Genomic DNA, 10,475 nt, shown 5'->3' with positions numbered 1-10,475 from the left:
CGCACCCCCCCCCGCGGGGGGGGGGGGGCGCGGGGGGGGGGGCGGGGGGGCGGGGGGGCGCGGGCGGGGGGGGGGGCGCGCCCCCCCCCCCGTACCGGCGGTGACGACGCCTTCGGTGCCTTCATCCTGGCGGAGATGGGCGTCCATGTCTCCGAAGCCAGCCGCACGGCCGAGCGGGTCGACCTGATTTCGACCGGCATCGACAACGCTCCCCGCACGCTGTCTCCCTCCGCTCAGTGCTTCCTCTACCTACACAAGGCCGAGGCACTGTCACGCGACGGTGATCACCAGAGGGCCGGCACAGCCCTCAACCGCGCCGCTACCCTCTGGGAGCGCCAGACGGCGGGCGACGCCCCCGACTGGCTCGACTGGTTCAGCGAGGCACAGGTGAAGTCGACAGAGGGCAAGGTGCTGCTCCGCGCGGGGCAGGTGGAGCGAGCGACGCGATCCCTGGAGACCTCCGTCGAACGGGCGGCCCCCCGGGACAAGGCCGTCCGTTCCAGCCGACTGGCAGAGGCCCGGCTGGCCGGTGGCGACTTGGACGGGGCACTGGACGCCGCGAACTACGGCGCCGCGCTCCTGGAGGACAAGGTCAGCTCCGTACGGGCACTGGACTGCTTGAAGGAGTTCTCCTCCCAGCTCGAACCCCATCGGGCCGTCCCGTCCGTACGGGAATTCCGCGAGCGCCTCCAGGCCGTGCCCGTGGCAGCCTGATCGTCGCTGCTCAGAGACTTACCCCTCAGAGCGGGCGTCCGTGGGTGCCAGGATGGGCGGCATGACGGTGATCAACGGTGAGGTCGCGGCAGGGTTCGAACCGGTACGAGCGGCGTTCGCGGCGAACTTCGCCCGGCGCGAGGACATCGGCGCGGCGGTCTGCGTCTACCAGAACGGCCGCCCGTGGTGGACCTGTGGGCCGGGGTCGCCGATCCGGACACCGGCCGCCCGTGGGAACGGGACACCCTTCAACTCGTCTACTCGGTGACCAAGGGCGCGACCGCCACGGCGGTGCATCTGCTGGTCCAGCGCGGCGCGCTGGACCTCGACGCCCCGGTGGCCGAGTACTGGCCGGAGTTCGCCGCGAACGGCAAGGCGGAGATCCCGGTGCGCTGGCTGCTGTCCCACCAGGCCGGCTTGGTCGCCCTAGACCAGCCGGTACCGATGGCGGAAGCCCTGGCCTGGCACCCCATGACGGCGGCCCTGGCCGCTCAGCACCCACAGTGGACACCAGGCACTGCGCACGGGTACCACGGCCGGACCTGGGGCTGGCTGGTCGGCGAGGTGATCCGCCGGGTGTCCGGCCGCACGCCGGGCCGCTTCTTCGCCGAGGAGATCGCCGGGCCACTGGGGCTGGACTTCTTCATCGGACTGCCGCCCGGTGAACGCGACCGGGTCAGCCGCATGGTGTACCGGAAGCCGGACGTCGACCTCACCACCGTGCCCGAGGACTCGGTCCCCGAAGACCTCCGCGACCTCGTCGCCGCCTGGCGCGACCCGAACTCGCTCAGCAACAGGGCGTTCGCGGTCACCGACCCGGCGAACATCGACTTCGACTCTCCCGAGGTCCAGGCCGCGGAACTCCCCTCGTCGAACGGCATCGGCACCGCGCACGGGTTGGCGCCCATGTACGCCGCGCTGATCGGCGAGGTGGACGGAGTACGCCTGCTCACCACCGAGGCGCTGTCCTCGGCGACCGACGAACAGGCCAGCGGACGGGACGAGGTCATGGTGGTGCCAAGCCGGTTTAGCACCGGATACATGCTGCCCACCGACGTCGTTCCCATGGACCGGACCGGCCGCCTTCGGTCACACAGGCCGAGGCGGCTCACTCGGCTTCGCCGACCCGGAACAAGGCATCGCCTTCGGCTACGTCATGAACCACATCATCGGTGGGCCCGACGACGCACGAGCGACCACGTTGGCCAAGGCAGTAAGAAGGTCGCTGACCTGACCTCCTGACGGAGCGCGTTCCGAGGAGCCCACGCCAACTCAACCGAGTAGGACTGGGTCCCGGAGAGCCGCGCCTCAGGCGCGCCCAGAGCGCAGATGGCGGGAGACGGCCAGGCAAGAGGACAACCACGTAGCCTCGGCGCGGTCGATGATCATGTCGCCCACGGTGGTGACCCCTTCCACCACTCCGCCTACTCGAATGGAGTGGTCGTCGACCTGGAGCAGCTTCCAGTCCATGTCACTGTGCCAGAATCGGGCAGTCTTCTCGCCCCGCCGCTGGGCGAAGACGAGTTCCTCACCGTGATCGTTCATGAAGTAGCCGACGTATTCCTTGTCATCGATGACGCCGCCACAGAGCCTCGCCAGGAGCTGGTTGAGCGAGGGAGATTCGTCGTTCATGCCGTATGCCCTTCAGAATGTCGCGGACTTCTGCTCGGAGGACGTCAACGTCAGCATCCTCTCCGCAGAACTCAACAAGGTTTCGTAGGTGATCACTTCAATGCGTGCCATATGTGTGTTGTAGGTCCGCAAAGTGTCTGCCACCTGTTGGGGTGTGACCCTGTCGCTTACGTACTGCGGATGTCCGATCACGACCGTAGCTGAGGCCCTGCGCACGTCAATCCCATGCTGCTTGAGGATGGGCTCTCGGCCCTCGTCCAATACCCTCAAGTAGTTCTGCGTCTGCGAGACCGCGCGGTGGACCGGGGCTCCAAGCATGAGCTGGCCGCTCGGCCGGATGACTAGACTTTCGATGTTGGCACGCTTGAGTTCGACCACGTGCAAGGAACCGTCGCCTCGCAGTAGCGGAATGTCAAGAATGGTGTCGGGGGCGTATTGGCGGCGGGCCAACTCGGCGACGTAGGCACCGCCGAAGACCCACTCCTGGTTCTTGAGGCAGTCGTGTAGCGCGCCCTCGGAGCTCTTGGGGTCGTTCACCAACTCGCGCAGTGATGCGAGGGCGGCGCGTCTGGCTCGCAGTTCCAGCAACTGAGCCAGCATCCCAGCGTCGGCGTCTTCGATGAAATCGCTCACCATGCGAGCGGTCTCGGCGGGGGCCGATCGGGGAAGATCCCGCAGGACCAGCTCCATGTGCCCGTACTGCTGAAGGTACTTGAGATGCTTGGCGGGGAGTTGGATTCCGCCCTCGCCAACTCCAATGCCGATGTGGTCGATGGACTTGGCGATACCTCGGAAGAGGGCCAGCACGTCGGTGATATTCGCGTCTGGATCCTCGGCGCGCAGTTCCTCCAAGATGGATACGGCTCGTTCAGTGCCCATGGCAGCAAGGCGACGCATGAACTCTTCGCTTCGCTGTCGGGCTTTCGCGTCATAGTAATTCTCAACGATCTCAAGGAAGAGCTTGCCGCCCGCATATTCGGCGAACCTCTGGAAGCGCTGGGCTAGCTCGAAATCCCCATGGAGTATGCACTGTTGGGCCACGTTTTCCAGCGCGTCCACCAGTGGCTTGCCCTTTCCATGTTTCCCGCCAACATGGCTGCTCATGATGCGCAGTACCACGTCGATCTGTTTATGCACGCCAGCGTGTTCAGTGATATTTCGTGCCTCTTCGACCATGTGTCTGAGCGAGCTACTGGACCGGAATGCCGTCATGCCAGGACTCTACGACTTGCCACTGACAACGCCTCCGAGGAACCGGGTGCGTATGAAGGGCGGCTGGTGAGGGGCACACCGGGGCACACCTCGTGATGCACGTCCGCGACGCCCTCGCCTGGTGGTGAAGCCGTAGGGTGCCGCCCCCACCAGCAGCGGCGACCGGCCCCCGGCCACCCCACCTCCCAAAAGGTCACAACATGGCCTACGTAAAAGGAATCAGGTCCGGGCAGATCGTTGCTCGGAGGACACTCGCTGACGCTTTGGTTTTTCGTGTCGGAAGGGTGACGAACTACCGGTGAATCCGTACAACTCTCCTCAGCCGGTGCCCGCGCCGGCGCGGCCGTGGTGGAAGAGCACGGCGGCTGCCTCGGGGCTGATCGTGGTCGTGGGTGTGCTCGCTGCGGTCAACTTCTTGGCCGGCTTTCTGGTCATGATCGTTGCGTTTGTCCTGCTGTGGGTGTTGCCGCCGTGGAAGTGGGGGGCGAAGCTCGGGGCCACGGTGGGGACGTTCGTCCTGCTGGTCATTGCCGGTGGGGTGAGTGGGCAGCTCGATGAGGAGAAGAAGGACGAGGCCAAGCCCGTCGCCTCCAAGTCCGGTGCGCCGGCGGGGGAGCCGAGTGCGAGTCCGTCCGGTACGCGGGCGCCGGTCAAGGCCGAGGCGTCCCGGCCCGCGGTGCCGGACTACGTGGGGAAGCCGTTGGACCAGGCGGAGAAGTCGGCGCGTGCCGCCGGGTTCTCCGTGGGGGCCCACGACGCGTCCGAGCAGCGGCGGAGCATCGTGCTGCGGTCCGGGTGGCTGGTGTGCTTCCAGCATGCGCGGGTGGACGACGGGCGCGGGGCCGTCGACTTCGGTGCGGTGAAGGACGGGGAGCCCTGTCCGAAGCGGGAGGGCGAGCCGTTGCCCTGGCCGACGATGCCGGAGTTGACGGGCAAGACCTGGAAGGCGGCCAGCACGACCCTCACCGGGCTCGGCGTCGCGGAGGACCGTATCGAGGCGGAGGCCGCGTACACGAACGATCCGTTGCCCGCGGAGGGTTCGTACGACGACTGGGAGGTGTGCGCGAGTGAGCCGGACGCGGGGGACGACATCCAGACCACGCGTACGCCCGCGGTGACCTTGCGGCTGACCGACCCCGGACAGCCCTGCCCCGGCGGCGGGTCCACGGAGTTGCCCGACGAGGACGATGACGGGACGCCGGATTACCGGGATCGGCACGATGATCGGGAGATGGATCCGGGAACGGATCAGGGAACGGATGAGCCCGGTGATGACCTGACTTCGGGTTCGGGAGGCTCGTCGTACGGTGGTTCCTCCGGTGGTTCCAGCTCCGGGGGCTCATCCTCGGGCGGGTCTTCCCTGGGGAGTTCGTCCTGGGGCGGATCACACGGCGGCTGGTGGTAGTAACTTCGGCCTTGAGGACGCCCGCCCCAGCCGCCATTAATGACTACTTTGGCTCCACCGCGTAACTTGCAACGCTCGCCCACTCCAAAAAGCAACCCACTTCGAGAAGTGACTCACTTCAAAAAGTCCGAGCAGACGAAGCTGCCCATCCGCCCGTTCAACGAGCTCACCGTGACGCGGATGTCATCGGTACGGGTGGTGCCCGTGGTGTCGCCGACGGCTTGCGCTCGGGCGATGCTGCATACGAGTTGACCTGCGAGGTTGCGGTCGCCGACGTCGGTGGCGTCCAGGTACTCGTCGGTGGCGCGGACGGTGACGGACTTTCCCTTCACCGTGGCTTCGTAATTGCCGCCGTAGAGCAGGGTGGCGAGCCCTGAGGCGCGTTCGGATTCGTTCGGGCCGGCGCCGAGGAGTTTGATGATACTGGCCGGTTCGGTGACCGTGTAGGCGGGCATGTCGGGGCGGGATACCGCTTCCAGACGGCCGGTTTGGGAGACGAAGTACAGGCGCATTCCCTTGGTCAGGCCGCTCGGTGCGTCGCCGCCGTCCAGGACGCCGGTCGGGCGGATGCCGCAGCCGGCCAACAGCGCCGTGGCCAGGGGCAACAGGGTGGCGGCGACCGCTCGCCTGGTGGGTCTCATCGCGTTTCGTCCTCCTGCTTTCGGCCCTGGGGGCGGGACCGTTCCCGATCGGCGTCGGGGTGCGGGCCAACGTCGTGAAGCCGGCCCCGGTCGTGGCCGAGTGCCCGACCCTGGCCATGGGCCCCGCCCCCATCCTCACGCGCATCCCCACCCGTACCCCCGACCCCACCCGTATCCCCGACCCCACCCGTACCCTCGAACCCACCCGTACCCTCGACCCCACCCATACCCTCGACCCCACCCGTACCCCCGACCCCACCCACCTCGCGATCCGGGCGTCGCCACGGCATGCGGAGCGTGAACAGGGCGCCGCCGTCCGGGTGGTTGGCCGCTTCGATGGTGCCGCCGTGGAGGCGGGCGTTCTCCAGGGCTATCGCGGTGCCGAGGCCGCTGCCCTCGGAGCGGGTGCGGGCGGTGTCGGCCTTGTAGAAGCGGTCGAAGACGTGGGCGAGGGTTTCGGGCGGCAGGCCGGGGCCGCGGTCGGCCACCGCGATGGTGAACCAGTCGCCGGTCGGGTCCGTGGTGAGCGTGAGGGTGATGGGGTCGGCGCCGTGCCGTAGCGCATTGCCGACGAGGTTGGCGACGATCACGTCGAGCCGTCTCCGGTCGACCACCGCGAGGAGGTCCGCGGCCAGTTCGAGCCGTACCCGATCCGTCCAGCCGCGCAGCGACAACGTACTGCGTACGGCCTCGGCCAGATCGGTTTCGGAGGGGTTGAGCCGGGCCGCGCCCGAGTCGAAGCGGGACATTTCCATCAGGTCGTCCACCAGCCGGGTGAGCCGGCCGGTCTCCGCGCTGACCGTGCGGGCGGCGTGGGCCGCGTCCGGCGGGAGGGAGGCCGCGTCCTCGTCCAGCACGGTCGCGACCATCGTCATCGCGGCGAGCGGGGTGCGCAGTTCGTGCGAGACGTCGGCGACGAAGCGTTTCGCCCGGGCGTCCTGTTCGCGCAGTTCGGCCACGGACGCCTCAAGCGCGCGGGCCGTCTCGTTGAAGTCCCTTGCCAGATCGGCGAGTTCGTCCCGTCCGCGGACCCGGACCCGGGAGGTGAGGTCGCCGGCCGCGTGCCGGCGGGTGGCCCGGCCGAGTTCGCGTACGGGGCGCAGTACGGTGCCGGCGGCGAGCAGCGCGAGGAGTGCGGCGAGCAGGACGACCGGCACGATGCCGTCGCGCACCGCGTCGAGCACGCCGGCCGTGGCCTCGCGTTCGGCCCGCAGCGAGGTGATGGCGAAGACGTCGAGACCGGACGGGGCGAACGAATCGAAGGTGACGGGGGCACCGATGACCAGGTACGGAGTGCCCTGCCACTCGACCCGCTGGAAGCTCATCCGGTTCTGTTCGCGCACCGCCCTGCGCAGCTCAGGGGTGATCCGGCTGCGGTCCGCCGACGCGTCGGACGCGACGGTCAGGGAGCGGTAGTGGGCCACCACGACGGCGTCGCCGCCGAGTCCGTCGGCGATGGTGGTGGCGAAGCGAGTCAGGGCGACCTCGTCGGCGGGCAGGTCGAAGTCGGCCGCGGCCTGCCCGACGCGGTTGCGGACGTCGGTGCGCACCGCGTCCTGCTTGCGTTCCAGTACGGCCGTACGGGATTCGCGGTACGCGAGTGCCGTGGCGGTGACCGCGCTGACCAGGGCGATCAGGACGAACGCGACGACCAGGCGGGCGCGCAGGCCGCCGAGCCGGCGCAGGGCGCGTCGGACGCGGCGGGCGCGCCGGGGTGGGCGAGGCTCGCGTGCACGGTGGGGTGGGTGGGGTTCGCCCACTCGGTGCGGCGGGTTGGCTTCGTCCACCTGGTGGGGCGGGCCAGGTTCGCTCACTGCTGGGGGCGGGCCGGCTTCGCTCATCCGTTGCGGCGGGCTGGGCTCGCCGACCTCGTGGGGCGGGCGCGGCTTCCGTACGCGCCTGGGTATCCGCCGGGCGCCGGCGCGCGGGCCGGTGGCCGGGGGCTGGTGCTCCGAGGTCTCCGAGGTCTCCGCGGTCTTCGGGTGCTCCGGGTGCTCGGTCATATCGGGCCGAAGCGGTAGCCGAAGCCGCGGACCGTCTGGATGTAGCGGGGGCGGGCGGCCACGTCCTCGATCTTGGCGCGGAGCCGGCCGACCGCCGCGTCGACCAGGCGCGAGTCGCCGAGGAAGCCGTGTTCCCAGACGGATTGCAGCAGTTGTTCGCGGCTGAAGACGCGGGCCGGGGCGGCGGAGAGTTCGAGCAGCAGGCGCAGTTCGGTGGGGGGCAGGGCGATCGGCGTGCCGCGCTTGCTGACGGTGAGGCCGGCGCGGTCGATGACCAGGTCGGCGTGGTGTTCGCCGCGGGCCGCCGCGGTCGGCTCGGCGCGCCGCAGCGCGGCCCGTATGCGCGCTTCGAGTACCGGTGCTGTCACCGGTTTGACGACGTAGTCGTCGGCGCCGGCCTCCAGGCCCTGCACGATGTCGCCGTCGTCGCCGCGCGCGGTCAGCATGATCACCGGCAGGGTCGCGCCGGTGGCCCGCAGCCGGCGGCAGACCTCGAAGCCGGCCATGCCGGGCAGCATCAGGTCGAGTACGGCGAGTTCGACGCCGATGCCCTCCGGGCCGGCCAGCAGGGCGAGGGCGGCCTCGCCGGTGGCGGCCGTGGCGACCTCGTAGCCGTGCCGGCGCAGCACGAGTTCCATGCCGTCGCGCACGGACACGTCGTCCTCGATCAGCAGTACGTGGGCCATGGCGCCGATTATGCGGGAGGGTTTGCCCTGTTCAGACCCGCCGATCACGGTTCGGGCGGGCGCCCCGCGCATTGTTACGTGCTCATCATGTGCCGATGGACCGGCCACCATGTGCCGGGCGGACGGTGAGGCCCATGAGCTTCCACTCCGTCTTCCGCAGCGCCTTCCGAAGCGGCTCCCGCGGCGCCCCGGGCGAGTTCCGTCGCAGCACCCCGTACGAGGCCCCCCGCAGGGCCCCGCTCCCACCGCACCGGGACGTGCTGCGCGGCGTCGGCCGGCACCGCATCGCCGCCGTCGTCGCCACGCCGCTGCTCGCCCTGTGCGTGGCCTGCGGCGGCGGTGACGGCGGAGCCCGTACCAGCGACGGGATCGCGACCGTCACCGACGAACCCACCGCGGGCAAGGACGGCGCCACCGGCAAGGACGGCTCGGCGGGCAAGGACGGCTCGGCCGGGCCCGGCAAGGACGCGGGCAAGTCGAGTGCGGGCGAGGGCCGCGGCGCGTTCTACGACGCGCAGATGAAGTACGTCCGGTGCATGCGGACCAAGGGCGAGTTCCCCGACTTCCCCGATCCACGGCTCAGCGGCCACCTGGACTGGGAGAAGATCGACGAGGTCGTCGCGGGGAAGGGCAACGGCGAGGGGTACAAGGGCGGCCGGAACGCCATCTGCTTCCCCGAAATGGCCAAGGCTGACGAGTTGGCGCCCAAGCGCAACCCGCAGCAGGACTACGAGTCGATGCTCGCGCACGCCAAGTGCATGCGCGAGAACGGCGTCCCCAAGTTCACCAACCCCACCATGTCCGGCGGCAACGTCATCCCCGGCGGCGACCCCAACCCGGCGAACCCGGAGGTCGACCCCCTGTCGCCCGCGTACAAGCAGGCCCGGCAGGCGTGCAAGGGCAAGCTGCTTGAGGGCCTGGACGGGATGCAGTAGATGGGACGTCGTACGGGAATCGTCGTCGGGGGCGCCGTGCTGGTCGCCGCCGCGGTCGGGGCGGGCGCCCTGGTCTACGGCGGGGGCGGGGCCGACGCGCAGGACGGCGACGGGGCGCGGACGCCGGAGACCGTCGAGGTCACGCGGGGCGACCTGGTGAAGTCGACGACGGTGGACGGGAAGATCGACTTCGCGCAGCGCCGGGCCGTGAAGGCGGCGGTGGCCGGCACCGTGACCGTCGCGGCCAAGGAGGGCACCACCGTCACCCGCGGCCAGGCGCTCTACGAGCGCGACGACAAGCCGGTGACCTTGCTGTACGGGCCGGTGCCCGCCTTTCGGGAGATGAAGGTCGGGGCGCGCGGCAGCGACGTCCTGCAACTGGAACGCAATCTCGTCGCGCTCGGCTACGGGCAGCGGCTGTACGTCGATCCGCGGTACGACCGGGACACCGAGGCGGCGGTCAAGCAGTGGCAGAAGTCGCTGAACCGCACGCCGACCGGCCGGGTGGGTCAGGGCGACGTCGTCTTCCAGCCGGAGGAGGTGACCGTGGTCCGTGCGGATGCGGCCCTCGCCGACCAGGTCGCCCCCGACACGCCCGTACTCACCGTGGCCGCCACCCGGCCGGTGGTCCGCGCCGACCTCGCCCAGAACGAGGCGTCGCTGACCGCGCGCGGCACGAAGGTCGAGGTGACGCTGCCCAGCGGGGCGACCAAGAGCGGCAAGATCGCGGGCACGGCGCCGTCCGCGGAACCGGCCGACGGGCAGCCGGCGGCGCAGGACACCATCACGGTCGAGATCACTCTGGACGGCGGCGCGGCGGCGGTCGCCGGTGAGGACGCGAAGGCCACGGCGAGCGTGAAGTTCGTCAGCGAGAGCCGCAGGGGCGTGCTCATCGTTCCGGTGGAGGCGGTCGTCGCGCTGCGCGGCACGGACGGCGGCTACGGGCTCCAGGTCGTCGATGGCACCGGCTCGCGCATGGTGCGGGTGGAGACCGGGATGACGGCCGACGGCCGCATCGAGGTGTCGGGGCCCCAGCTCAGGGCGGGGCTCAAGGTCGGGGTGGCGACGGAATGACGTACGGAGCGGGAGCCGGCGCTATGACTCCTCCGCCTGGTACAGGGGGCCGGGCGGAGGCGGCGGGCCCGGGTCGGCGGGGCGGCGCCGCCCCCGGTCGCGGGCCCGCGCGCGCCCCCGCGCCCCGGGGGGCCGCGGGCCCCCGTCCCCGCGGGGGGTTTGGGGGGGTCCCC

At 70.2% G+C, this 10,475-nt stretch carries 9 protein-coding genes and 1 pseudogene; 5 read left to right on the top strand and 5 right to left on the bottom strand.

Translation table 11 applies throughout. The features are described from left to right. Positions 1–714, top strand: a 714-nt coding sequence (locus AAHZ94_RS19770) for an NsdA family TPR-like regulatory protein (RefSeq protein ID WP_502964718.1), incomplete at its 5' end; no start/stop codon positions are given. A 61-nt stretch (positions 715–775) separates the two neighbouring features. Further along, positions 776–1,948 (top strand): annotated as a pseudogene (locus AAHZ94_RS19765) (serine hydrolase domain-containing protein). A 74-nt stretch (positions 1,949–2,022) separates the two neighbouring features. On the opposite strand, the gene AAHZ94_RS19760 reads toward AAHZ94_RS19765, so the two are convergent. Continuing rightward, positions 2,023–2,346: a hypothetical protein gene (locus AAHZ94_RS19760; protein ID WP_349994302.1), complete on the bottom strand. Its 324-nt coding sequence runs from the start codon at positions 2,344–2,346 to the stop codon at positions 2,023–2,025. Positions 2,347–2,358: 12 nt separating this feature from the next. Then, positions 2,359–3,558, bottom strand: coding sequence for a Shedu anti-phage system protein SduA domain-containing protein (locus AAHZ94_RS19755; RefSeq protein ID WP_349994301.1), 1,200 nt, complete (start codon positions 3,556–3,558; stop codon positions 2,359–2,361). A 433-nt stretch (positions 3,559–3,991) separates the two neighbouring features. Here AAHZ94_RS19755 and AAHZ94_RS19750 point away from each other — a divergent pair, with 433 nt between their 5' ends. Beyond that, the gene (locus tag AAHZ94_RS19750; RefSeq protein ID WP_349994300.1) at positions 3,992–4,963 is read left to right on the top strand and encodes a PASTA domain-containing protein; all 972 of its coding nucleotides are present in this window, start codon (positions 3,992–3,994) and stop codon (positions 4,961–4,963) included. A 113-nt stretch (positions 4,964–5,076) separates the two neighbouring features. Here the strand turns inward: AAHZ94_RS19750 and AAHZ94_RS19745 are convergent, their stop codons facing one another. Genes AAHZ94_RS19745 through AAHZ94_RS19735 form a run of 3 tightly spaced genes read right to left on the bottom strand, consistent with a single transcriptional unit; the run spans position 5,077 to position 8,293 of the window. Beyond that, positions 5,077–5,604, bottom strand: a complete 528-nt coding sequence (locus AAHZ94_RS19745; RefSeq protein ID WP_349994299.1) for a hypothetical protein — start codon at positions 5,602–5,604, stop codon at positions 5,077–5,079. Continuing rightward, positions 5,601–7,607 (bottom strand): ATP-binding protein, encoded by a 2,007-nt coding sequence (locus AAHZ94_RS19740; RefSeq protein WP_349994298.1) that lies wholly within the window; start codon positions 7,605–7,607, stop codon positions 5,601–5,603. The genes AAHZ94_RS19745 and AAHZ94_RS19740 overlap by 4 nt, the downstream gene beginning before the upstream one ends. Further along, complete coding sequence (locus AAHZ94_RS19735; RefSeq protein ID WP_349994297.1) at positions 7,604–8,293, bottom strand: response regulator transcription factor; 690 nt, start codon at positions 8,291–8,293, stop codon at positions 7,604–7,606. Before AAHZ94_RS19735 ends, AAHZ94_RS19740 begins: the two co-directional genes overlap by 4 nt. 134 nt (positions 8,294–8,427) lie before the next feature. Here AAHZ94_RS19735 and AAHZ94_RS19730 point away from each other — a divergent pair, with 134 nt between their 5' ends. Then, complete coding sequence (locus AAHZ94_RS19730) at positions 8,428–9,228, top strand: hypothetical protein (protein WP_349994296.1); 801 nt, start codon at positions 8,428–8,430, stop codon at positions 9,226–9,228. Further along, a complete protein-coding gene (locus AAHZ94_RS19725; RefSeq protein WP_349994295.1) occupies positions 9,229–10,302 on the top strand; it encodes an efflux RND transporter periplasmic adaptor subunit in 1,074 nt (357 codons plus the stop codon). It begins immediately after the preceding gene. Positions 10,303–10,475 lie beyond the last annotated feature (173 nt).

Source organism: Streptomyces sp. HSW2009, from assembly GCF_040240285.1.
Classification (GTDB): domain Bacteria; phylum Actinomycetota; class Actinomycetes; order Streptomycetales; family Streptomycetaceae; genus Streptomyces.
Note: the sequence above shows the minus strand (reverse complement) of the source record. Positions and strands in the feature narration are given on the sequence as shown.

Bases quoted from the DNA above. Each gene is read 5' to 3' on its own strand.
- AAHZ94_RS19725 (WP_349994295.1), top strand. From the start codon at position 9,229: ATGGGACGTCGTACGGGAATCGTCGTCGGGGGCGCCGTGCTGGTCGCC.
- AAHZ94_RS19730 (WP_349994296.1), top strand. From the start codon at position 8,428: ATGAGCTTCCACTCCGTCTTCCGCAGCGCCTTCCGAAGCGGCTCCCGC.
- AAHZ94_RS19735 (WP_349994297.1), bottom strand. From the start codon at position 8,293: ATGGCCCACGTACTGCTGATCGAGGACGACGTGTCCGTGCGCGACGGC.
- AAHZ94_RS19755 (WP_349994301.1), bottom strand. From the start codon at position 3,558: ATGACGGCATTCCGGTCCAGTAGCTCGCTCAGACACATGGTCGAAGAG.
- AAHZ94_RS19750 (WP_349994300.1), top strand. From the start codon at position 3,992: ATGATCGTTGCGTTTGTCCTGCTGTGGGTGTTGCCGCCGTGGAAGTGG.
- AAHZ94_RS19740 (WP_349994298.1), bottom strand. From the start codon at position 7,607: ATGACCGAGCACCCGGAGCACCCGAAGACCGCGGAGACCTCGGAGACC.
- AAHZ94_RS19760 (WP_349994302.1), bottom strand. From the start codon at position 2,346: ATGAACGACGAATCTCCCTCGCTCAACCAGCTCCTGGCGAGGCTCTGT.
- AAHZ94_RS19745 (WP_349994299.1), bottom strand. From the start codon at position 5,604: ATGAGACCCACCAGGCGAGCGGTCGCCGCCACCCTGTTGCCCCTGGCC.